At 61.5% G+C, this 23461-nt stretch carries 15 protein-coding genes; 9 read left to right on the top strand and 6 right to left on the bottom strand.

Annotation, left to right across the window (positions count from 1 at the left end; all coding sequences use genetic code 11):
- Positions 1–309: 309 nt before the first annotated feature.
- From repB to EDE12_RS20980, 3 genes are all read right to left on the bottom strand, one after another.
- Positions 310–1272, bottom strand: coding sequence for a plasmid partitioning protein RepB (gene repB, locus EDE12_RS20990; RefSeq protein WP_026597670.1), 963 nt, complete (start codon positions 1270–1272; stop codon positions 310–312).
- Complete coding sequence (repA, locus tag EDE12_RS20985; RefSeq protein ID WP_026597669.1) at positions 1269–2486, bottom strand: plasmid partitioning protein RepA; 1218 nt, start codon at positions 2484–2486, stop codon at positions 1269–1271. The genes repB and repA overlap by 4 nt, the downstream gene beginning before the upstream one ends.
- A 207-nt stretch (positions 2487–2693) precedes the next feature.
- A complete protein-coding gene (locus tag EDE12_RS20980; protein WP_026597668.1) occupies positions 2694–3947 on the bottom strand; it encodes an ATP-binding protein in 1254 nt (417 codons plus the stop codon).
- Between the two features lie 814 nt (positions 3948–4761).
- Here EDE12_RS20980 and EDE12_RS20975 point away from each other — a divergent pair.
- Entirely contained in the window at positions 4762–4974 is a 213-nt protein-coding gene (locus EDE12_RS20975) for a hypothetical protein (RefSeq protein WP_026597667.1), read from the top strand.
- A 122-nt stretch (positions 4975–5096) separates the two neighbouring features.
- Here the strand turns inward: EDE12_RS20975 and EDE12_RS20970 are convergent, their stop codons facing one another.
- On the bottom strand, positions 5097–5294 hold the full coding sequence (locus EDE12_RS20970; RefSeq protein ID WP_084768268.1) for a hypothetical protein: 198 nt from the start codon (positions 5292–5294) through the stop codon (positions 5097–5099).
- Here EDE12_RS20970 and EDE12_RS20965 point away from each other — a divergent pair.
- Positions 5293–6282 (top strand): DUF3800 domain-containing protein, encoded by a 990-nt coding sequence (locus EDE12_RS20965; RefSeq protein WP_084768264.1) that lies wholly within the window; start codon positions 5293–5295, stop codon positions 6280–6282. The genes EDE12_RS20970 and EDE12_RS20965 overlap by 2 nt on opposite strands.
- A 72-nt stretch (positions 6283–6354) precedes the next feature.
- Here EDE12_RS20965 and EDE12_RS20960 read toward each other — a convergent pair whose 3' ends face one another.
- Positions 6355–7296, bottom strand: coding sequence for an IS1595 family transposase (locus EDE12_RS20960; RefSeq protein WP_026597666.1), 942 nt, complete (start codon positions 7294–7296; stop codon positions 6355–6357).
- A gap of 62 nt (positions 7297–7358) precedes the next feature.
- Positions 7359–7793, bottom strand: coding sequence for a hypothetical protein (locus EDE12_RS22410; protein ID WP_245275676.1), 435 nt, complete (start codon positions 7791–7793; stop codon positions 7359–7361).
- A 127-nt stretch (positions 7794–7920) separates the two neighbouring features.
- On the opposite strand from EDE12_RS22410, the gene EDE12_RS20950 reads away from it, so the two are divergent.
- The 7 genes from EDE12_RS20950 to EDE12_RS20915 all read left to right on the top strand — a co-directional run bounded on the left by EDE12_RS20950 (position 7921) and on the right by EDE12_RS20915 (position 23405).
- A complete protein-coding gene (locus tag EDE12_RS20950; RefSeq protein WP_026597665.1) occupies positions 7921–8214 on the top strand; it encodes a type II toxin-antitoxin system RelE/ParE family toxin in 294 nt (97 codons plus the stop codon).
- Between the two features lie 5 nt (positions 8215–8219).
- A complete protein-coding gene (locus tag EDE12_RS20945) occupies positions 8220–8519 on the top strand; it encodes an addiction module antidote protein (RefSeq protein ID WP_026597664.1) in 300 nt (99 codons plus the stop codon).
- A gap of 1085 nt (positions 8520–9604) precedes the next feature.
- Positions 9605–18565: a PKD domain-containing protein gene (locus EDE12_RS20935; RefSeq protein ID WP_166671919.1), complete on the top strand. Its 8961-nt coding sequence runs from the start codon at positions 9605–9607 to the stop codon at positions 18563–18565.
- Between the two features lie 438 nt (positions 18566–19003).
- A complete protein-coding gene (locus EDE12_RS20930; protein WP_134188284.1) occupies positions 19004–20695 on the top strand; it encodes a polymorphic toxin-type HINT domain-containing protein in 1692 nt (563 codons plus the stop codon).
- 8 nt (positions 20696–20703) lie between these two features.
- Entirely contained in the window at positions 20704–21072 is a 369-nt protein-coding gene (locus tag EDE12_RS20925) for a hypothetical protein (RefSeq protein WP_198029850.1), read from the top strand.
- Positions 21073–21148: 76 nt separating this feature from the next.
- The gene (locus tag EDE12_RS20920) at positions 21149–21520 is read left to right on the top strand and encodes a hypothetical protein (RefSeq protein ID WP_026597658.1); all 372 of its coding nucleotides are present in this window, start codon (positions 21149–21151) and stop codon (positions 21518–21520) included.
- A gap of 379 nt (positions 21521–21899) precedes the next feature.
- The gene (locus EDE12_RS20915) at positions 21900–23405 is read left to right on the top strand and encodes a DUF4173 domain-containing protein (protein ID WP_026597656.1); all 1506 of its coding nucleotides are present in this window, start codon (positions 21900–21902) and stop codon (positions 23403–23405) included.
- Positions 23406–23461 lie beyond the last annotated feature (56 nt).

Here is a 23461-nt window from a genome sequence, read left to right as displayed (position 1 = left end):
GCTTTGCGGCGAAATTCTCAGTCGCGGTCTGGCTCGCCACCATGGCGAGCGACAACGGCCGCCGCCCGAAGGGTGTCGTTGGACGTGTCTGCATGATCCTTTGCCTCATTCAGGCAAAAGAAATCCGCTCACCGAAACGGCGCTGGTACTTGACAGCGATTCGCGGAAGTGGGATTCTCAGCGTGCTAAGGATGAGAAGGGCTTCCGAGACAACGTTTCGGGGGCCTTTTTCTTTTGCGAAATCTCCTCTCAAGAGCCGAAATTGTCAGCTGACAATTTCGGCTACGAAAACTCAAAAACGTTACGCGCTCACTCTATGCAATCGAACTCCCGAAGCAGCTCGGGCAGCCGTTGATCAAGGAATGCAACAAAAGCCTTATCGTCGCTTCCCAGGCGTATGCCCTTCGATGTTCGCTCAACCCATGCCACAGGCTTCCCACGCGCGGTCTCAAGCGTTTTTTTATCGCGCGCTTGCGCTTGCGCTTGCGCTGCGAACACCAAATTGAAGCGCGCATTTGAGTCCGCTTTGGCGAAGGTCTCGGTCAAAACCACCTGTTGCGCCGATCGACGGAAAGACGGCTCGTTCATCCTCTCTACGAGCGCTAGCCAGCGCGGCCGACCAATCTTCGGGGCAGGGCCGATCGCGCCGATGAGTTCGCCGTCGATGCTGTTTGCAACTGAGAGCAGCCGCGAGAGCTCGGGCTTGTCTATGCTCAACGCGGCAGTCATAGTATCGCGGTCGAATCCTCGTTGCTCAAGACGCGACGCGAATAATGCGCGCTCGATGAAGCTCAGGTCCGCCCGCTCGCTATTCTCCTGCCCCTGCGCGACCACCAACTCGACGTCCGTCAGAGGCTTGATGATCGCTTTGATCGAACGACCCAATTCCCGTGCAGCACGAAGCCGGCGATGTCCATAGGCGGCTTGGTAGCGCGCCGGATCGTCGGGGTGCAGGCGCACCAATATTGGAACCTGCTGACCATGCGTTGCGATCGCGGCTTTCAAACCCACGAATCCGGCGTCCGATTCGGGCGACAACCTGTCCACGATGAAGGAATCGTCGACCTGAGCGGCATCGAGCTCGACGACTTGCGCAGAATTCGCGAGCGTGGCGCGCAAAGATTTGGCAGCGGCCGCTTCTTCCGACAATCTCTGCAAGCCGAGATTCATCGCTTTTACCGAACCGGTGCTTCGATGCACGGGAGCGGGGCTGGGTGCCACTTCTGGCTTACCGGCCCCCAAAAGCTCCCGAAGAGCGTCGCGTCCTTTCATGGCGTCGGCCTCCCCCATGCCTGACGAGCCAAGCGTTCGATCTCACGATTGACGTCGTCCATCGCCTCGACCGCGCGATCATAGGTCTGCCGATTCATCGACTCGCGCGCGGCTTCATAAATCGTCTGCTTCGAGAGCCCGGCGTCCGATATGGCGGTCGATTTTACCATCATCGCAGTCAGAACCCGTTCGCCGAACAAGTTACGCAAGAACGCGACGATCTGCGCTTGAGGTCCATCGTTCGGCTCGTAGCGCGTGAACAGATAGCGGACCCAGTCATAGTCCAGATTGCCGCCCGCATCTCTCACGACGGCTAGAAGATCAGACGCCATCGCCAAAAATTGATTCATCGACGCGATATCGAGCATCTGCGGATGAACCGTGATCAGCACGGAGGTAGCAGCGCAAAGAGCCGAGAGCGTTAAAAATCCGAGTTGAGGAGGACAGTCGATAACGATGAGATCATAGCGATCATCGACGCTACGCAACGCGTTCGCGACGCGTGCGAAGAAAAGATCGCTCGGATCATGCGCGCTATCCGCCAGTATTTTGGGGGTGTCGTGCTCAAACTCGTGCAGTTCGAGATTGGCGGGAACCAAATCGAGGCCGGCAAAATAGGTCGGCCGGACAATGTCGCAAAGCGAGCGCTGCGCCGAGTCGTAGCGAATTGCGCCATACAACGTCTGATTCTCGGCGACATCGAATTCCGGCTGATAACCAAAGAGCGCGGACAGAGACGCTTGGGGATCGAGATCGACCGCCAAAACTCGATATCCGCGCAATGCGAAATATTGCGCTAGATGCGCTGCCGTCGTGGTTTTGCCCGAGCCACCCTTGAAATTCGTGACAGCGATGATCTGCAGATGCTCGTTGCCGACGCGGGTCGGCATATAAGAGGCTTTCGCCTTGGCTAGATGCTGACGCAAAGCGTGGATTTGATCGAGGGTGTAGGCGCGTCTTCCACCCGCAGTCTTCTCCGGCTCTGGACCTTCACCGATCGTCGACAAATGACGGAGATAGCTGTCGGTGACGCCGATCAGCTTCGCGGCCTCGCCACTGGAAAAGCGGCGAAGCTGTTTCTTTGCCTCGGGCGGGAACAGCTTCTCCCTCAGCGCTTGGAGCTGGCTACTCAGAATCTGAGCGTCTCCCGCGATGATTTGATCCATCGAGAAAGAGCCGGATTCTTCGCTTGTTGCGGCTTTAGGGCTCGGCATCGCCATTCACGCTCCAAAGAGCAAATTGAAGTGTATGCCGCAAATGACAGCGATTCTGGCAGCTGGTCAAGAAATTTTCGGTAAATGAGACATTAACAGGGCTTTAGTCCCTGATGCCCCAATCTTCTCAAAATTGTCAGCTGACAATTCCTAGAGCGGGAGCAAGCCATTGCACGAAGAAACTGCGTCACCGGCGCCTTTCCGGGCCTATTTCGCCATGCCGGCCTTGTTCATAGGCGATCCGCTCCAGAGACTTGACAATGGAGCCGCCGCAAGCCTGTCACCGAACGGCACGACCTCCACGCTGTCGTAAAGGACTACGCCGAAAGCGAAGCGATCCCCGCACGCTTCCGCCAAAGCCCGCAGTCCTCCGAAATCGCCAGATTTGACGGTGGCGCTTGCCTTGATCTCAATGCCGGCGATCGTGCCGTCATCGCGCTCCAGAACAATGTCCACCTCACGGCCATCTCGATCCCGAAAATGGTGCGGCGTTAGCCGCAGGTCCGACGCGGTCGTCAGCTTCAGGACCTCCGCGAATACGAAGCTTTCGAGCACCGCGCCGAACGATCCTCGATCGACCTTTATCCTGTCGAAGGTGAGACCACGCACGGTCGCCAGCAACCCTGAGTCGAGGAAGTGAAGTTTTGGCGTTTTGACAATGCGCTTCAGCGCGTTGGTGAACCATGGCTGCACCGTGGCAACCAAAAACACCTGCTCGAGTAGCCCGACATAGCGCTGTCCGGTCTTGTGGGTGACATTAATCCCCGCGGCGAACTGAGAGTAATTGACCAACTGCCCTGAGTGCTCCGCCAAAAGTCGGACGAACTTCGGAAGCTCAGTCAACTTTTCGACGTCGGCTATGTCACGCAGGTCACGTGTCAGAATTGACGTGAGATAGGATCTTAACCAATCCTGCCGCCGCCGCTCGTTGTCGCGGCTGATCGCCTCCGGAAACCCCCCACGTAGCACAAGCTCAACCAGATCATCGCCGACTATCGCGTTCCGCTGGCCCTGAAGCTTTCCCTCGAAGAGGCGCTCCAGAAAGGTCGGGGTCCGGCCTTCGACCTCGGCCCTCGCCAACGGCAGCATCTGGATGGTCTCCATCCGTCCCGCCAGACTGTCGGCAATCCGCGGCAAGGTCAGCACGTTTGCTGATCCCGTCAGGAGGAAACGCCCAGATCGATAGTTTTCGTCGACCGTCTTCTTAATCGCCAGCAGCAGGTCCGGGACACGCTGAATCTCGTCGATGATGGCTTGGTCCAGACCCCGGATGAACCCGGTTGGATCGGATTGGGCTGCCGCGAGAACCGTCTGATCGTCGAGCGTGATATAGGTTCTGCCGGCTTCCCCCATCTTTCTGACGAGTGTAGTCTTGCCGGCCCGACGCGGCCCGACGATCAGAACGACCGGGGTATCCGAAAGGGCTTCTTTCGCCCGTCGCTCCACAAATCGCTCGAACATGCCACCCCCGAATCCCCGCAAATCGGGAGTATTGTATTCGGCTAGTTGGTAGTCAAATGTCCGCCATTTGGGAACCGTGCGGTTACGATCAAGGAGTCTGACATGGATAACTTCGTACTGGCCCTATCGCGCATGCCGCGCCGATCGTGCTCCAGCGTCTCCAGTAGGCGATGGGCATGTCGGCAAAGATCGCCAGTTTCGGGACCGCTGGGCAGCTGTGCGCGCGGCGAATTCCAGTCACACGATTCACGATATGCGGATCAGCAGTCGTCGAGCGGCACGCCAAGCTGGCGGTAGCACCGAACGATGCCGGACACAGGCGGCGCTCCAGCGTCGTCATGCCGAGTGGCGCGCGCGGCCGTGGCCGGCCTCCATGCAAACGGCGAGATTAGAGACCACGGTCGGCGGATCGGGGCAGGGGGCGAGCCCTCGCCGGCGCAGCCAACCGGAAAAGGCCGCCGATCGGATCCTACTCGCGGTGGCGCGCGCGTAGTCGCGCGCCTTGACGCCGAGCGCGGCGAAAAGCGCCGGCGCGGGCAGAACCGCGCTCGGCCGGGGAGGGGGCACCGTCGGAAGCAGTCAAAGCTCTGTCTTCCGGCGGGAGGCCTTCCCGCGGGCCTGGGAAGCCGAAAATCCGACGCAGCGGAGCACTCCCGAGCGCCGGAAACGAGCCGATCGCCCGAAAATCTAGGGCTGTGGAATTATGTCCGATAAACCAACCTTATCGGACATAAATAACGACGATTATGTATTTCCCGAACCACGCGAATCGGCTAGGTTGTAGGTCTAGGTGTTGCAACTGAGGAGATTCGCGATGGATATGGCCGAAAGAGACAAGCTGCTCGTAGAGCGTCGCAAGGAATCCTACCAGAAGCCGTTTGACCCCGGCATTACGCCAGAGCGCACGCCGCCGACCGAGGCCAGGATAGCGAATGCCCTCGAATACATCGCCTATCAGCTTGGCTCTATCGCTCGCTCGGCCGAGCGAATTGAAGAACATTTGAAGAAGCAGCCGCCGGCTGAATAACCACGCTCTCACGCATAGCTTGTAGCTCTGCGCGCGCGTCGTCATCGCTCATCAACGGATCATTCTGGACGCGGCTCCAAAAATCCAAAGCCTCAGTAAGGCCAAGGCCCGCGTCCATAATCTCAGGAAGATCGAGGCGGCTTCGCATCGGGGGCCTTCTTCTCATCCTTTTTCGGCGCCGGCTTATGCCGCGCGACCTTCTTTAGCGCTTCGTCGAAGTGCGCAGGGTCTTCGTCGCAGCCGAGCTCTCGCGCTGTTTGAGCAAAACGGTCATACTGCGCCTTAGCCTGCACTTTCTTTTTCGAGTCCGGTTCGGCCATGTCCAATCCCTCCAAAATCCCCGACTACGAATATATCGCATTAATCGACGAAGCCGGGGAGCCTGGTCTCACTCGGGTGCGCCCGATGGACCCTGAGGGGTCTTCCGAATGGCTCATCGTGTCTGGAATTTTGGTCCGGAAGGAAAGCGAAGATAAACTAGATAGCTGGTATGCGGATATGAGGAGCCGTCTAGTAAAATTTAAGGGAAAAGTCATCCACTTTGCCAAACTTAACGAGACTAACAAGCTTATAACTTGTCAATTTCTTTCCAAAAAGCCCGTAAAAATATTTTCTGTATGTTCAAATAAAAAGAACATGAAAGGGTATACAAACCCATTCGCAGAGCTGCGATCTCTCGACAGAAATTGGTTCTATTGCTGGCTGACCAGAGTGCTTCTTGAGAGAATAACCCACTTTGTGCTGAACGATTCAATGTTGAGATCCGGCAAGCCGGCGAAAGTTAAATTGATATATAGTCATCGCGGTGGCCTGTCATACTCTCAACTGAATGCATATTTTGCTCTTATAAAAATGCAAGGGAGAGTTGGTGGATTGTATCTAGAGCTAGGTAAGGTTTATTTTGAAACATTGGATATGCGTCTAGTAGAGGTAATACCACATTTTGAGCATCTAGGACTTACGTTTGCTGACATTGCCGCAAGCGCCTATTTTAAAGGATGCGATACATACAACACTCATGCATGTGACCCTCGGTTCGCTCAAGCCCTGAAGTCTCGCATGGCTTCAGTCGAATATAGAGACGAAACCGAGATTGAGAGTTACCGCACCTACGCTGGGTATGGAGTAAAGCTATTGCCTTCCTTCAGAGGAGCTAACATCACCAAAGAGCAATCTTTAATTTTCAAATTCTATGGATATCCAAGGCAATGGTGGGACCCGACCCCGACTACTCCAAGCCCGTATAGGATGGCTACTGTATCGCCAACCGTTGCATTGGACGCCCCAGACAAAATGCCCGGAGCCTAGAGCCGAAGTCCCACCAAAGTGTATATCGCGATTCTTCACAAGAATCAATAGCTTGCAAGCTATTGATTGGACTCATCCTTCTTGCGAGGCGCTATCAGTGCCACGATAGGTCAGGCGCTTGCCCTTGATCCCCGCAAGCGCGCGCTGCGCCCGTTCCTGATCCTCGCAACCGAGAGCCGAGCGGTTGTTATAACGGAAGTCGAACTCGGCGAGATAGCGGTGAAGGTGCTTTTCCGAGCAGTGCTGATAGACGCCTTTCATGCCGCGCTTGAAGACCGAGAAATAGCCCTCGGCGCTGTTCGTCGTGACGATTCCAGCGGCCTCGTAGCGAACGTATTCGTCTTCGCTGTGGTTCACGCGATCGTGGCTCGCGAATTCCTCGCCGAGCTTGCGATACTGCTTCGCTTCGTCCGTCTGCAAACGCGCTTCCTTGGCAAGGTTCTCGCGGATGATCGGCGCGAGATCGCCGGTCGTGACGCCATCGACATGGAAAGAGCGAACCTGCTTCGTGTCGCGATCGATAAGCGAGAGAACCGCATTCTTGTGAGCGGCGCCGCCGCGAGCTTTCGGCACGCCAGCCTTGCGGCCGATGAACGTTTCATCGACCTCAACAGGGCCGCCTTCGCTGCCGAACGGAATGGCGAGCGCGCCAGTGCGGAACGCTTCGCGGATACGATGCGCGAGGAACCAAGCCGTCTTGTATTGAACCTCGAGCACGCGGTGAAGCTGGTGGGCGCTAATGCCCTTCTTCGACGACGTGAGGAGATAGACAGCCTGAAGCATCTTGTTCAGCGGGATATGGGCGGACTCGAAAACAGTGCCGACCTTCACAGTGAACTGCTTGCGGCAGTCTGAGCACTTGCGGAGGCCGAGGCGGGTCTTTCGAAGGTCATAATGCTTCCCAGAGATGGAGCCGCAATGAGGGCAAACAGGGCCGTTGGGCCACAGGATGCTCTCGAGATGCGCAAAGGCAGCGGCTTCGTCGTGGAAGTAGGGCTTCGAAAGAACGGACATTGGACTAGCTCCTTGATTCAGAAGCTACACCGTTCGCCGTGGTTTGTAAAGTGCATAATCGCCTAAATAACGGAAGACAGGTGCTGCGCATTTTCCTCGCAATCTGGTGACAGAGCGCCGCTCTGGTCTACGATTCCGTCATGCCGCGAATCGCCGAACGCGCGCCTGCCGACCCCGAACACGCCGCCGCGCCTGTGCCGACACGCGGTCGGCGCGCGACCTCGGCGCGGTCGAACCGCGCCTCGAACTCTGTAGAATAAAACGCTTTTCCAGGATGGGCGCGCCAGCCCGACGCCACCGTCGCCCCTGCGGCTGCGACCTTCGCTGCCGGCGCCGCCCTCGCGCTCTTCGATCGGGTGTTGCGCGCCGGCCCCGACGGCGCCGAGCCGCCCTATGCCGGCGTCCTGCACCAGCGCCTCGCGCTCAAAGCCGCCGCGAGCTGCGCGCGGCTGGCCCGGCTGCGCGAAGACTAGAAAGCGTTGCGCAATGCCGAGCATCTTTCCGCCGCGGGCGCGGATCGCTTGATCGCTTCGATCAAGGCCAGTTTGCTGAGCAGTGCTGGGGCAAAGTCACGGCATTCCTTTGGAAGTTGACGGCCCGACAAATGTCTCCTATATGAGACACATGCTCGAAATTCGCCAGACGCTCATTTTTCAGGAATGGCGCGGGTCTCTGAAGGACGGGCGCGCGCGAGCAGCGATAGCGAAACGAATGATCCGCATCCAGGCGGGCAATTTCGGAGACGCTAAATATCTCGGCGACGGCCTCAGCGAGCTGCGCTTCGACCTGGGGCCGGGATACCGAGTCTACTTTCACCGACGCGGCGACATCGTGGTGATTTTGCTTTGCGGCGGCGACAAGAAAACACAAGCGGCCGACATCGAAAAAGCCAAAGCCATGATCCCAGAACTGGAGTGACGCCCATGACGATCAAAACGATTCCTTACGATCCGGCGGACGATCTCACCGACGAGCAAGACCAGGTCGAATTTCTGGCTGAAGCCTTTGCGTCCGGCGACCAGAAATTCATTGCGGCGGCTCTCGGCGCCGTCGCGCGCGCGCGCGGCATGTCGATGATCGCCGAAAAGGCCGGCGTCACCCGGCCGGCGCTCTACAAAGCTCTTAGCGAGGCCGGCGACCCGCAACTCTCAACCTTGCTCGGCGTCGTTCACGCCCTCGGGCTGAGACTGGCGGTGGAGCCTCTGGCCCATTCCGCTGAATAAGCACCCTTGTCCCGCAAGCTTGCGAAAGTCCACGTTCTAATGCGGATGATACGTTGGGCACTTACCGTCTTGCCATAAACAGACGTTGGTCAGCGGCGCGATCGAGCGATATCCCGATAGTGTCCCGCACGGCGGACCGTTCGCCCCTCTGCCAGTCTCATTGTAACGAAGAAAATCCTAACGCCCTGATCTCGCCAACCGCTCTCAAAATCGAAATTTCAATTGTGATAGTTTAATACACGACCGTTTTAAAACGCATCCGATGGCCGAAGTTCGGCGCCGCCACAAAAGGGCGAGCAGGAAAAAGGCCCAAAAAACAGCCCTTTTCGTCGATTTGTAGGCCGAAAGCTCCCTTCGGAGCCGTTTCGACGCTTGCTTTCGGCGGCCGCGGCGATGCATTTCGATCCGGTCGGCGACAGATAAAAAAGCATCTACTATCACTCAAGCGAAATTCGCGATAACTTGATAGGCGTCTTGATTCACCTGGAATTAAAATGGGATTAGGTCTTCCCGACTCTGTTTCATTCGAGCGCCTGCGAGCGCACTTCGAGAGCGCGTCGGACGCCCTCGCGCGTTTCGACGAGCGGCTTCGATCCAGTCCAGTCGCCCAAGCATTCGTTCCCCTCCTGAGCGATCCCCTTCGCGCCGAAACCTCTTCCGCTCCCTGCAAAGCCAGCCCGCACCCGCACCCGCCTCACGGCCGACAGAGACGATGGAGCCTGAGCAATTGCCTCATGCCCTGTCATCGACGAGGCCGCTCGATATTCATGTGGTGTGACAACCTTTTCCCTGACCATTGGGACCGACGAGCCCAAATATTTTCTGGAAAGCGCTTGCAAAGCTAACGCTGATGCGCAAAAAGCTCGCGCGCTGAACACCATTATGATGGATCATTTTCGCTTTGTTCTTCCGCGTTGCGAATTAATGGTCCTCGGTTACTAAATTTGAGGCCTTCGATGTTTCCTCGGCGTCCTTTCTTCGGACTGAATTATGACAATCGCGCTCGCGCAATTTTTATTGCATTCGCCGCTATTTGCCTGTCGAGCGTCGCTGGTTGGATATCCGCGGCCTCGGCTGACGACGGAGTGGCGGACATCGCCGCGAGCGCAGGCCTCGATCGCCACGCATCGGTGAGGCAGACCATTCAGCTCGACGCCTCCGGGTCCACCAGCGCGAGCGGGCGTGCGCTGCGCTACCGTTGGGCGATCACCCAGCGGCCGTCGGGGAGCGTCGCAGGGATTTCCGACAGCTCCGCGCTGAGACCCGTGTTCAAGGTCGACGTCGCCGGCGATTACGTTTTTACGGTCACAGCGCAAGCCGAGGGCGGCGACGACGATCGCAGCTCAGCGCGCGCGAGCGTTGTGGTGTCGACACAAAATGTCGCCCCTGTCGCGGACGCGGGCCTCGATCGGGAGGTCTCGGTCGGCGCGACCGTGGCGCTCGACGGCGCGCGCTCATTCGATGCCGACGGCGACGCGATAGCCTATCGATGGACTCTGCTGCGCCGGCCTGCGCATAGCGCCGCGACCCTGTCGTCGACGACCGTCGTGCGTCCGACATTCGTCGTCGACTCAGAGGGAGCCTATGTCGCGCAGCTCGTCGTCGTCGACGCCACGGGCAAGATCAGTTCGCCGTCACTGGTGACATTCTCTACGCGTGACGCTTTGCACGGTCGCGCCAGCGCGGGGCCGGCGCAATTGCTCGCCCAGGGCGCCACTGCGAGGGTCGACGCCGACGGAACCTATCTGCCGCCCGGAACAGCGGCAACGACCAATGTCGGCTGGGCGTTGCTATCAAAGCCCGCAGGAAGCGCTGCGCGGCTCAAGACCGGGCCAGACGCGCGTCAGGCGGCGACGCTCGATCGCGCTGGCGATTATGTCGTGCAGGCGACGCTACCGGTCGTGGCGCGGGGCAACGAAGACGGCCATGAGCACAGCCGCGAGGGCAGCCGTAGCGACGATCATGGTCGTGCTCGGAATCGGGACCGCGACCGCAGTCACGACGATGATCACGAAGGGAGTGAAGGGACCCGCTCGCGCGGCGGCGCACGCCCCGTCACGAGCCTGCTGACGACCGGCAATGTTCCCCCTGTGGCGAACGCAGGCGACGATCAGCGAGTCGCAGCCGGAGCGAAAGTGACGCTCGACGGCTCGCGCTCTACCGATGTGAACGGCGACGCGCTCACCTATCGTTGGGCGTTGATCTCCCGGCCGGCGGGATCTTCCGCCGCGCTCGACGATCCGACCTCCGTCAAGCCCGGTTTCACCGCCGATGTCGCCGGTTCCTATGTCGCCGAGCTCCTCGTCGACGATGGGTTCGGCCATGCGCGGCCGGCGACCGTCGTCGTCACCACGGAGGCCGCCGCGCCGATCGCCGACGCAGGGCGCGATCCGCTGGCGCGCGCGGGCGACATCGTTTCCCTCGACGGCTCCGCGTCGCGCGATCCGGAAGGCGGCAGGCTTTCGGCCAGCTGGACGGTCCTCGGCCTCGGCGACCAGCTTCCGGGCGCGCTCTCCAATGCCTCTTCGCTGACGGCGGCCCTCGCCATTTCGCAGAGCGGAAGGGACCACTCCTCGGGCACGACGCCGAAGCTCGTCGTGGCGCAGCTCACCGTCGAGAACCGTCTGCTGTTCTCGACCGACGACGTCGTCGTCTCCACGGTGGAGGCGCGTCCGGTCGCCGCGCCGCGGCAGGTCGGCGTCGCCTATCGCGGAGTCGTCGTCGGGCTCGACGGCTCATCCTCCGTCAATCCCAATCTTCCGGCGACGCCGAACGGCGGCCTCACCTACAAATGGTCGCTACTGTCGCGCCCCGCCGGCTCAGCGGCGGGCATCGGCAATCCGACGAGCGCGCTCCCGACATTGAAGCCCGACGCCTATGGCCGCTATGTCGTTCAGTTGATCGTATCGGACGGCGTGCTCGACAGCCGGCCCCGCACGCTCGTCGTCGAGGTGACGGCGCAGAAGCCGGTCGCGGCGATCTCCGCCAAATCCCCGGTTCTCGTCGGCCAGACGGCGAGCTTCGACGGCTCGACCTCCATCGATCCAGACGGCAATCCGCTCACTTTCGCCTGGACACTGAAGAGCGCGCCCGGAGGCAGCCGCGCCGTGGTGACCGACGCCGCCTCTTCCGTGGCGCATCTCGTTCCCGATATGGCCGGCTCCTACACGGTCCAGCTCGTCGTCTCCGATCCCTATAACGCCTCCGCTCCGGCGACGGCGACAATCCTCGCGCAGGGCGGTTTCACCTTCACGCCCGTGTTGGCGCAGAGCGTCGCGCTCGGCTCGAGCGTCTCCTTCACCGTCGCCGCGAGCGATTCGAGCGGCAAGCCGGTGAGCTACGCCTATTCCGGCGCTCTGCCTTCGGGGGCGAGCTTCGATGCGACGACCGGGGCGTTCAAGTTTCGGCCGCAGAGCAATAATCCATCCGGCTATTCATTCACCTTCCAGGCGACGAACGGGAAGGATGTGATCACGCTGACCGTTCCGGTGACGGTCACGGGGACCCCGGTCGGAACGACGGCGAACCTCACGGCCAAGGTCTATGACGCCGTAAACTACGCGAATGGAATATCGACGCCGGTCGTCGGCGCGGCTGTCTCGATCGGCTCGATCAGCGCGACCAGCGACGCGACCGGCGCGATCGCCCTTTCCGGTCTGCCGGCCGGGCAGGGGACGCTCGTCGTCTCCGCCGGCGGCGCCGGGCCTGCGCCCGATGGCTCTGCCTATCTCGACACTGTCCTCCCGGCGCCGCTGATCGCCGGCGTCGTCAACACGCTCGACGGCCCCATCCTGCTGGCGAGGGCATCCGGCGGCGGGACAGTCGGCGGAGGTTCCGGCTCGACGACGATCACCAATTCCGCGCTCGGCGTGACGCTGACCATCGCACCCAATTCCGCCTTCACCGCCAACGGGACGCCCTATACGGGCCAGGTGTCCATCGGCTCGCTGCCCGCGGGCACGCCGATCGGCCTGCCCGCCGGCTTCGCGCCCTGTCAGCTCCTGGTCGTCTCGCCCACGGGCGTCACCTTCAATCCTCCGGCCCAGCTCACCCTCGCCAATAATGACGGGCTTCCGCCCGGCGCGCAGGTCGATCTCTGGGCCTTCGATCCGCAGCTCGCCAGCGCCCGCGTCGTCGGCATCGGGCAAGTCTCGTCGGACGGCGCGCGCATCTCCACCCTCATCGGCGGCGTTCCTGGCGGGACAGTGCTCGCAATGACGCCTCGCCACGCCGGAATGGTCGAACGCAAGACGCAGCCAGCCGATATTTTCAATCCCAGCGCGCTCGGCGGCGGCGATCTCGCGACAAGCTTCTCGCCGCCGGGAATGCGCGAGCTCGGCGCCGCGCGTGGCCTGACTTTCGTCTACCATTCGACGACCGCCAACGCCCGTCCGATCATCGACGCCGCGGCGCAGTTCGGCGCCGGGCTCGGCTTGCCGCAGACGCTGACGAGCCGGCTCACCATCGCCAATGTCACGCAGCAAACGGCTTCGACGACCAATCTGTCGACCCCGATCGCGGGCGCCGGCCCGCTCGATCCGGCGCGCGACAATGGCGTCATTCAGGCGAGCGTCGCCGATGCGACCAATCTCGTCTCGGGCTCTTATCGCTATTCACTGCTCACCATCGCCAAATTCGCCTGCTCGGCGGTCGGCGCGCAGGCGACGGGGACGCTCGTCGTCAATAATCAGGCGAAAAGCCCCTTCGGCGCCGGCTGGCAGCTCGCCGAGCTGCAGAAGCTCGAGAAGCAGGCGGACGGCTCGCTCGCCATCGTCGAGGGCAATGGCCGCACGCTGATCGCGCATCCGGAGCAGGCTCCGGATTTTCTGCCCGACCCGGTCTATATCCCCGTCAGCGGACCTTTCCTCGGCGCGACGGCCGATCTGCTCGGCAATGGGCTTCCGTCGATCCTGCGGCTCGGCTGGCGGGACGGCACTCTCAATGTCATCCTCAATCGCGGCGGCCGGCAATTCGTCAAGAGCGCTTCGCCGATCATCGGCGACGCCGGCTCGCGAAACGCCGACGGCACGCTCAACGTCGATGTGACGGATATCGCCGCCGGAGACGTGACCAATGACGGCAATATCGACGTCGCCTATGTCAACTCGCGACATAATCTCGCGAAGATTCTCGTCGGCGGGTCGGGCGGCTCCTTCTTGCCCGTGCCGCTCGCCGTCGAATCCAACGGCGCCGGCGGCGCCATTGTGACGGGCGACTTCATCGGGGACGGCGGCGGCCATCTCATGATGAGCGAAAATCAGGGCGGCTACCCCGATCTCCACATCATTTTCAACGACGACAGGAATAATTTCACCTTCCATCACGACTCGCCGAGATTGCCCGGCTACAACATCACCCACGTCAAAGTGCGACTGCCGGGCTTTCAGCACGATACAGTCGCGGTGCTGACCACCGACGGCTCGCTATCCTTCACCTATGGCGGGAACGCCGATGGCGTCGGCGGCCATTGGTCGCGCGGGCCGAGCGGTCTCGGCTATTGGCAGGTGGACGGAGACGAGTGGGTCTTCGACACGATCAGAATGCCGACGGCGCTCGGGCCGGTCGGCCCGTCACGCGCGCTCGCCACGGCCGATATCGACGCCTCTGGCCTGCCCGCCTTCGCCGTCGCGGCCTCCAATGCCGTCTATATCGTGCAATGGCGCCAGACCGGAGCCGGCAATCAATATATCCGCCAGACGCTCACGCTTCCCGGCGGCCTCGCGCCCGACAGCGTGACGCTGGCTCCACTCGCCAATGGCAATCGCCCGAGCCTCATCGTCTCGGCGAAGAGCGCGGGCTTCTATGTCTTCCTCAATGACGGCAGAGGAAATTTCAATCCGACGCCGGTGAAGATCGACACGCCCTTCCGCGTCGGCTTCCAGATCGACGTCGCCGATTTCGACGGCGATGGAATCGCCGACGTCGCGGTGAACGACATCGACAATGATCGCGTCGCCATCTATTTCGGCAAGCCACATCCCGATGGCGCCTTCGTCGCGCCGATCGGCGATTACACGCGGCTCGTGCAGAATGGCGACGGAAGCTATCGGCGCATCTACAATGACGGGACCACCGTCACTTTCGGCGCCGACGGCTTCCAGACCAGGCTCGTCGACGCCAATGGCAATTCGACGGACTATTCGTACAACGGCCAAGGCCAGCTGACGCGGATCGTCGGGCCGACCGGCGTGACGACGAGCTTTTCCTATTCCGGCTCCTGGCTCGCCTCCACCACCGACGGCGCTGGCCGCACGACGAGCTATGAGCATGACGCCGCGGGCAATCTCACCAAGGTCGTCGACCCGCTCGGCAATGTCACGCAATATCTCTACGACGGCAATCATCAGCTCGTCACGACGATCGATCCGAATGGCGGCAGGACGAGCAGCAGCTATTTATCGACCGGCCAGCTGAAGAGCCAGACCTATCCCGACGGGAGCACGGTGAAGCTCGACGTCTCGCGCGCGCTCGGCCTCGATGCGCTGGGCGTCGATCTCGGCGGGCCGACCAATGCGGCTTTCGTGCCCGTCGAGGACCGCATCACGCAGATGGTCGACGCCAAGGGCGATGTCAGCGAGTCCGAGGTCAATGAATGGGGCGCGGTGGTGCGCGTCACCGATGTTCTCGGCCGCGTCTCGCGCTTCTATCGCGACGACGCCAATCATGTCGTGCGCAGCGAGATTCCGGCCGGCGCGAGCGCGGGCGCGATATCGCCGAGCCCGCTCGGCCAGCCGCAGATCGGCGCCACGGACACGCTCGTCGAGGAATTTCTCTGGGACGAGCGCGGCAATCTTCTGCAGCGGCGCGAGGGCGTCGGACACGCGGCCGATCCCGTCAGCGGCAGCGTTCTCACACGGGTCAGCTCCTATGTCTACGAGCCGACTCACGACAAATTGATCCAGAAGACCGATCCCGAGGGCAATGTCACCAAATGGAGCTATGACGCCAACGGCAATATGACGGCGATGACCGACGCGCTCAGTGGGGTCACGGCCTATACATATGACGCGCGCGGCCTCGCGCTCACCAAGACCGATCCACTCGGCCGCGTGACGAGCTATGCCTACAACACCAGCGGCAATCTCTCTCGCACGACCGACGCGACGGGCGCAGCCTTCGACCGCTATTACGACGGCAGCGGCAATCTCATCCTCACCGTCGACGCGGTGGGAACTCCGATCGCCCGCAACCGCGCCTCGCGCTACGACGCGAATAATCGCATCATCCAGCAGACCTCCGCCGCCGGCCAGGTGTCGGCGACGAGCTATGACGGCAATGGCAATGTCATTCAGATCGTCGATCCGGCCGGCAATGTCACGCGGCGCAGCTTCGACGGCGACAATCGGCTCGTCTCCGAGACGACGCCCGACGCCGGGACGAGCAGCTTCACCTATGACGCCAATGGCAACCGGCTGACGGCGACGGACGCCTCCGGCGCGGTCACGAGCTACGCCTATGACGCCGCCAATCGTCTCGTCACGGTCACCGACGCGCTCGGCGCGACGCGCAGCCTCGGCTATGATCTGCGCGACAATGCGGTGAGCGTCGTCAATGCGCGTGGCAAGCAGACGAAGCTCGGCTATGATGTCTTCAAGCGCCTCGACCTGCGCGTCGATCCGCTGGGCGGACGCTGGCTCACCCGCTATGACCGCAATGACAATCCCGTCTCGCTCTCGACGCCCACGGGGCAAAGCCAAGCGCTCGCCTATGATCCGCTGCAGCGGCTGATCGGGGAGGGCGGGACGAGCTTCTCCTATGACGCCGCGTCCAATCTGGTCTCGACGCGCGGCGATAATGGCCTAGGCTATGATTTCGCTTATGACGGGCTGAACCGCCCGGTCGGCATGCAGACGGCGGGCTATCCGCTCTCTGTCGCCTTCTCCTACGCTTATGACGCACTGTCGCGACGCGTGTCGATGAGCGACAGCCTCGGCGGCGTCACCGCCTACGCCTATGACGCGGAAGATCGCGTCACGGCGATCGGGACGCCATGGGGCCAGACCATTACCCAGAGCTATGACGCAGCGGGCAGGCCGCAGCGTCTCGTATTTCCCAACGGACTGGAGGCCGATCTTTCCTTCGAGGCGCAGACGGGGCGGCTCGCCAGCCTCGCGCATCGGCCGACGCCGGCCGGCAATCCCCTCCTGAAATTCGACCACGCCTATGATCTGCGCGGCAATCTCTCCGCCCTCGCCGAGCTCTCGGGAACCAAGACCTTCTCCTATGACGCCGTCGAGCGTCTGACCGGCGCGAATTTGGTCGCTCCGCCGCAGCAGATCGAGAGCTATTCCTACGATCCGGAAGGCAATCGCATCGCCTCGCACATCTCGGCGAGCTACGCCGTCGACAACGCCGACCGCGTGCTGGAGAACGCCGACAATCGCTACGATTGGAGCGCCGACGGCCAGCTTTTGAAGCGCACGCCCAAGAATGGCGGCGTCGCCTGGAGCTTCGTCAGCTCCTTCCGCGCCCGCACGAACCAGATGCGGCTCGACGCCGCTCTCGGCTCCGACGGGACGACCATCGGCTTCGTCTACGACCCGTTCGGGCGTCTCGTGTCGCCGCAATGGCCGGCTCCGCGCGGCAATGAGGAGCTCTATTACGACGGTCCCGACGTCGTGCTGGCGCGGCGGCGTCTCGCCAGCGGCGACCAATGGGTGCGCTATGTCCATGGACCGCTGGACGACCAGCCGCTGGCGACGGAAGTCTATGCGCAGGGCGCGGCGCCGACGCCGGGGACGGGATCGCAGTTCTACTACCACGCCGATGGCGAAGGCTCGATCCGCCTGATCACCAACGCCGGCTCCACCGTCTTCAACCGCTACGACTATGACAGCTTCGGTCGGCGGCTGGCGGTGGTGGAGAGCCTTCCCTTGCAGCCCTATGGCTGGAAGGGGCGCGAATGGATTCCGGGCCCGGACATCTATTACAACCGCGCGCGCTTCTACGATCCCGCGCTCGGACGCTTCCTCGCCGAGGATCCGCTGGGCTTTGGCGGCGGCGATTCCAACCTCTACAGCTTCGCCTGGAACAATCCGAAGAATTGGAGCGATCCCAGCGGGCTTAGCGCCGCCGCGGAAGAGGGATCGATCGATGCGGCGACCGCTGGCGCGATCCTCGGCGACGGCATTGTGACGACGGCGGAGGGGACCACGGCGCTGACGACGGGCGCCGACGCCGCCTCGGTCGCGGCGCGCAGCGGCAGCGCGGTGCAGAAGATCGGCGCGCGCATCGCCTGCACCTTCTTCGTGCTGGCCGACGCGCTCTCCTTCGCCAATGATCCCTCGCTGGTCGGCGCCTATGACCTCGTGACCGACATGTCGGCCTGCGCGGTGAAGGCGGTGAAGAAGCCGCGTCCGCCCACACGCAAATCGTCGTCGCCAGGTTGCTCGATTTCGGGCTTCTCGTCCTTCGAGGCGGGGACGCCGATCGAGACGGCGCTCGGCCGCCGGCCGATCGAGGAGATCGCGATCGGCGATCTGGTGGCCGCGCGCGACGGCTTCACCGGCAAGGTGGGTTGGCGTCCGGTGCGCGAGCTGTTCCGCCGCATGGCGCCCAGCATCGCGCATCTGACGCTCGACGGGCCAGATGGACGACGCGAGATACTGCATGTGACGAGCGAGCATCCGTTCTTCGTCGCGGGCAAGGGCTGGACGGAGGTGCGTCGGCTGGAGAGGGGCGACCGCATTGTCTCTGAGCGCGAAGCGACGCTCGCGGTGGCCGACTTCTCACTGGAAGAGCGGCCGACGCTGGTCTATAATTTCGAGGTCGCGCAGGACCATAATTATTTCGTCGGAGACGAGGCCGCAGAAGCGCATAATGCTAACATTCGTAGTCGAAAACTTAGACAGCAGATTTTTGACGAGACAGGAGGCATTTGTCCTATCTGTGGAATTTTGATGAAAATTTCAGGTCCAAGAATCGGGCCTCGAACAGATCGGTTTTCATGCGATCATATAATCGCCCAGGTCAATGGGGGATCGGATAAAGCGTCGAATCTGCGAGGGTTGTGTGTTCCGTGTAACTCCCGCAAAGGAGCGAGGTGAGCGATGAGTGATCACTCAGCTGAGAAAAAAGCAAGAGTCGACGGACAACGAGCTTGTTTGGTTTGCCGTCATGTGCTGACAGGCGAACGTCCGGTGCTCATAATCTCTTGTGGCGGCGGCGACTTTCAGGCTTTGTGCGACCGTGACGACCATGATTTCGACTTATCAGAACCCCCATCAAGAATTGAGGATGCAACAGTCGTTCATATCTCCCATATCCTCGAAATGGACTGTTCTGTGGAAGAGATATTTCAGTTGCCGATTGATTGGGCCGCAAGGAGATCGTCAAGACAAGACCGGTGGGTATGGTTCCATAGTCCTGACATAGAGGACAATGACACGAATGCATAACTGAACAAAATATTAAGCTAGAGATCGCGCGGCCTCAGCATCGCCTCCCATATTTCGGCGAGCTACGCCGTCGACGCTGCCGACCGCGTGCTGGAGAACGGCGACAATCGCTACGATTGGAGCGCCGACGGCCAGCTCTTGAAGCGCACGCCCAAGAATGGCGGCGTCGCCTGGAGCTTCGTCAGCTCCTTCCGCGCCCGAACCAACCAGATGCGGCTCGACGCCGCTCTCGGCTCCGACGGGACGACCATCGGCTTCGTCTACGACCCGTTCGGGCGTCTGGTGTCGCCGCAATGGCCGGCTCCGCGCGGCAATGAGGAGCTCTATTACGACGGTCCCGACGTCGTGCTGGCCCGGCGCCGTCTCGCCAGCGGCGACCAATGGGTCCGCTATGTCCATGGGCCGCTGGACGATCAGCCGCTGGCGATGGAAGTCTATGCGCAGGGCGCGGCGCCGACGCCGGGGACGGGATCGCAGTTCTACTACCATGCGGACGGCGAAGGCTCGATCCGCTTGATCACAAACGCCGGCTCCACCGTCTTCAACCGCTACGACTATGACAGTTTCGGGCGGCGGCTGGCGGTGGTGGAGAGCCTTCCCTTGCAGCCCTATGGCTGGAAGGGGCGCGAATGGATCGCCGGCCCCGACATCTATTACAACCGCGCGCACTTCTACGATCCGGCGCTCGGACGCTTCCTCGCCGAGGATCCGCTCGGCTACGGCGGAGGCGATTCCAACCTCTATAGCTTCGCCTGGAACAATCCGAAGAATTGGAGCGATCCGAGCGGGCTGAGCGCCGCGGCGGAAGAGGCGACGATCGACCAGGCGGCGGTCGGGGCCATTCTCGGCGACGGCATTGTGACGACGGCGGAGGGAACCACCGCGCTCGCTACAGGCGCGGATGCGGCGTCGGTGACCGCGCGCAGCGGCAGCGCCGTGCAGAAGATCGGCGCGCGCATCGCCTGCACCTTCTTCGTGCTGGCCGACGCGCTCTCCTTCGCCAACGACCCGTCGCTGGTCGGCGCCTATGACCTCGTGACCGACATGTCGTCCTGCGCGGTGAAGGCGGTGAAGAAACCGCGTCCGCCCACGCGCAAGTCGTCGCCGTCTCCGGGTTGCTCGATTTCGGGCTTCTCGTCCTTCGAGGCGGGGACGCCGATCGAGACGGCGTTCGGCCGCCGGCCAATCGAGGAGATCGCGATCGGCGATCTGGTCGCGGCGCGCGACGGCTTCACCGGCGAGGTGGACTGGCGTCCGGTGCGCGAGCTGTTCCGCCGCACGGCTCCGAGCATCACACATCTGACGCTCGACGGGCCAGATGGACGACGCGAGATACTGCATGTGACGAGCGAGCATCCGTTCTTCGTCGCGGGCAAGGGCTGGGTAGAGGTACGTCGGCTGGAGAGGGGCGATCGGATTGTCTCCGAGCGCGAAGCGACGCTCGCTGTGGCGGATGTGTCACTGGAAGAGCGTTCGACGCTCGTCTATAATTTCGAGGTCGCGCAGGACCATAACTATTTCGTCGGCGATGCTGGGGCGGAGGCGCATAACGCACGTGTGAGGCCTCCCGGCCATGTCCTCGATGAAATCTTCGACAAACTCGGCGGAATTTGTCCAAAATGCCAGAGACCTATGCGTCGACGTGTTCCGCCTACGGGGCCCAGGGCTGACGTGATATCGTGCGATCACAGAGTACCCCAGTCGAGAGGGGGAGGGGACGATCCCAGGAACCTCGATTGGATGTGCCTGTCTTGCAACGCGAAAAAAGGCGCGAGATGAGGTTCGATATGACTGCGATAGGTAGTCACCCGCAAAATAATGAAACTCTAGCAGAGTACATGGATCTTGCATGTGTCGTTTGTAAGCATGTATTAAACGGCGAACGCGGTATAATGTATATATCGAACACGCCTACCTATTTGCATGCCTTTTGCGGTGAAAATGATCATGATTTTGAAACAAATCCAACTAAAGAGAGTTTTAATGACATTTCAATTGTTTGTTTTTCATGTTTGCACGAGGAAGATGAGAGTTTGTCGATAATAAAAGATATACCTATAAATTGGTCTGCCAGAAGAGAGAGCCGCTCTGAAGAGTGGACCATTTTTTTTGATCCAGTCGACGATGGCCCAAGTGATATAAGCCAAGAGTCGTAGCAACGGCTCTGGTAAAAACGGCGTGAGCGGGACATAATCCTTCGAAGGGCGGAACCGGACGCTGGGGTTATGGGCGATGCTGAAGCATCGCCTCGCACGCTATGCCGTCGACGCTGCCAACCGCGTGCTGGAGGACGCCGACAATCGCTATGATTGGAGCGCCGACAGTCAGCTGACCGAGCGCACGCCCAAGAATGGCGGCGTCGCCTGGACCTTCGTCAGCTCCTTCCGCGCCCGCACGAACCAGATGCGGCTCGACGCCGCTCTCGGCTCCGTCTACGACCCGTTCGGGCGTCTGGTGTCGCCGCAATGGCCGGTGCTCCCATTGGCGATCCCGGATAGACTCTTCCCCATGCCGCGAGCCTGTCCGCCCGCGTCAGCCCAGAAGGCTTGCGGACCTCGCGCTGCTCTACCGAGGCGGGAACGACAACCGGCCCTTCGCCCTTAATATGCGCCAGCGCTTCGCCAAGAGTCTGTATCAGGTCTTCTCCGAACGCGGTCATCGCTTCTTCCTCGCAGCCATGATCGCATCGGCGCCCCTCCCGATCCCACCGCCGATTGCACGAAAACTGCACGATAATCCTCGAACTCTGCGATCGGCCCGCAACAGCGCTGCATAGCGCCAGCGCATTGTCGGAGCATGGCCGACGTCATCTCCCTCCCTTTCCGCGCAAAACGCCTGCCACGACGACTCCTGAACGACGGCTGGTGGCTCACTCCCCATCCCGCTCATCCGCCCGCCGAAATCGCGCCATTCCCCGTCCATCGCCGGCGGCTTTGCAACGTCATTCCCTTCCCGATCGCGCATCGCCAAAGGAAAGCCTGCGATGAATGAATTTTCTTTGTCCGCTCTCCCTCCCATGCAATGGCTGGCGCGCAGGCTTTTCCTCGCCGCGGCCGCCACAGCTCTGGCCGATTGGCTGTTCGTCGATCGTGCCGGCCTCGGCCTGTCGCTCGCCCTGTTCCTCGCCGCGATTGGCCTGCTGACGATCCTCGCCAATCCGGTTCGCGCGAACATGCGCCTGCGGATCGCAGCCGCCGCTGCTCTCATTCTCGCGCTGCTGGCCATCGTCGAGGACGTTTCTTGGCTATCGCTTCTCGTGGCCACTGGTACGACGCTGATGTTCGCGCAGGTCACGACTTTCGGCGACCGTGGCGTCTGGCCCTCGCAACTCCGCCGCGCGTGCAGTCTACCCTTCGTCGGCCCGTTCTGGCTGATCGGCGATATTCTTCGTGCGCGAAGGCTATCGCGGAGCAGGCGCAAGATGGTCCGGCCTGCGGGGACGCTGATCGCCTGGATCGCGCCGATCGGGTTGTTTCTCATATTCCTGTCGCTCTTTGCGATGGCGAATCCCGTGATCGACGAATGGGTGCGCCTATTGGATCCGAGGCGCGGATTCGAGCTGATCTCGACGATGCGAATCCTGTTCTGGATGATGATCGCGTGCCTCGTATGGCCGTTCGTTCATCTGCGCCGCCCGCGTGAGCCGGCGCAGCGAAAGACGCCCGCATCTGCGACCCCAAAAGACGACGGGGCGCTGCTCGGCGCGGACGCGGTGCTGCGATCATTGGTCCTGTGCAACGCCCTGTTCGCTGTGCAAACGTCGCTGGACGTCGCTTATCTCTGGGGCGGATTGGCTTTGCCGCATGGCCTCACCTATGCGGCCTATGCGCATCGCGGCGCCTATCCGTTGATGGCGACGGCATTGCTCGCCGCCGGCTTCGTCCTCATGGCCATGCGTTCGGGCGGCCCTGCCGAAACATCGCGACACATAAAGCCCTTGGTGCTGCTCTTTGTCGCGCAGAACTTCATGCTCGTCCTGTCGTCGCTGTTTCGGACAGGACTCTATGTCGACGCCTATTCCCTCAGCGAGCTGCGGCTCGCGGCGATGATCTGGATGGGCTTGGTCGCGTTTGATCTCCTGGTGATCACCGTTCAGATCGCTGCGCGAAAATCGAACAAATGGCTCCTCAACGCCAATGCGCTCGCCTTGGCCGCGACGCTCTACCTCTGCTGCTTCCTGAATTTCCCTCACATCGTCGCGAGCTACAATGTCACGCATTGCGCCGAGACGAGCGGCGCAGGCCCGGCGCTCGACATCGACTATCTTCTTTCGCTCGGGCCGCAGGCGATTCCCGCCTATGATCGATATGTCCGGCTCTACGCCGAACGGGCAGGGCGGCGACCCCCGAGAGAGGAAAGTTTCGCCCGCGTCGCCGTCGCCGATATCGAGTGGCGGAGCTGGACTTTTCGCGGATGGCGCCTGAAGCGATATTTCGATACAAATCCGAAAGGCGCGACGCCGACGAGCGACGACGCCTCCGGCAAATGATAGGCGCGCTTCCGTGGCCCACCGCATTCTCGTCGCCGACGACGATTCCCACATTC

The sequence above is a fragment of the Methylosinus sp. sav-2 genome (genome assembly GCF_004366495.1).
Classification (GTDB): domain Bacteria; phylum Pseudomonadota; class Alphaproteobacteria; order Rhizobiales; family Beijerinckiaceae; genus Methylosinus.
This window is presented reverse-complemented; position numbering and strand designations above follow the sequence as displayed.

Coding starts and splice junctions, on each gene's coding strand:
- repB (WP_026597670.1), bottom strand. CDS start 1,272: ATGAAAGGACGCGACGCTCTTCGGGAGCTTTTGGGGGCCGGTAAGCCA.
- repA (WP_026597669.1), bottom strand. CDS start 2,486: ATGCCGAGCCCTAAAGCCGCAACAAGCGAAGAATCCGGCTCTTTCTCG.
- EDE12_RS20980 (WP_026597668.1), bottom strand. CDS start 3,947: ATGTTCGAGCGATTTGTGGAGCGACGGGCGAAAGAAGCCCTTTCGGAT.
- EDE12_RS20975 (WP_026597667.1), top strand. CDS start 4,762: ATGGATATGGCCGAAAGAGACAAGCTGCTCGTAGAGCGTCGCAAGGAA.
- EDE12_RS20965 (WP_084768264.1), top strand. CDS start 5,293: ATGTCCAATCCCTCCAAAATCCCCGACTACGAATATATCGCATTAATC.
- EDE12_RS20970 (WP_084768268.1), bottom strand. CDS start 5,294: ATGGCCGAACCGGACTCGAAAAAGAAAGTGCAGGCTAAGGCGCAGTAT.
- EDE12_RS20960 (WP_026597666.1), bottom strand. CDS start 7,296: ATGTCCGTTCTTTCGAAGCCCTACTTCCACGACGAAGCCGCTGCCTTT.
- EDE12_RS22410 (WP_245275676.1), bottom strand. CDS start 7,793: ATGCTCGGCATTGCGCAACGCTTTCTAGTCTTCGCGCAGCCGGGCCAG.
- EDE12_RS20950 (WP_026597665.1), top strand. CDS start 7,921: ATGCTCGAAATTCGCCAGACGCTCATTTTTCAGGAATGGCGCGGGTCT.
- EDE12_RS20945 (WP_026597664.1), top strand. CDS start 8,220: ATGACGATCAAAACGATTCCTTACGATCCGGCGGACGATCTCACCGAC.
- EDE12_RS20925 (WP_198029850.1), top strand. CDS start 20,704: ATGACTGCGATAGGTAGTCACCCGCAAAATAATGAAACTCTAGCAGAG.
- EDE12_RS20920 (WP_026597658.1), top strand. CDS start 21,149: ATGCTGAAGCATCGCCTCGCACGCTATGCCGTCGACGCTGCCAACCGC.
- EDE12_RS20915 (WP_026597656.1), top strand. CDS start 21,900: ATGAATGAATTTTCTTTGTCCGCTCTCCCTCCCATGCAATGGCTGGCG.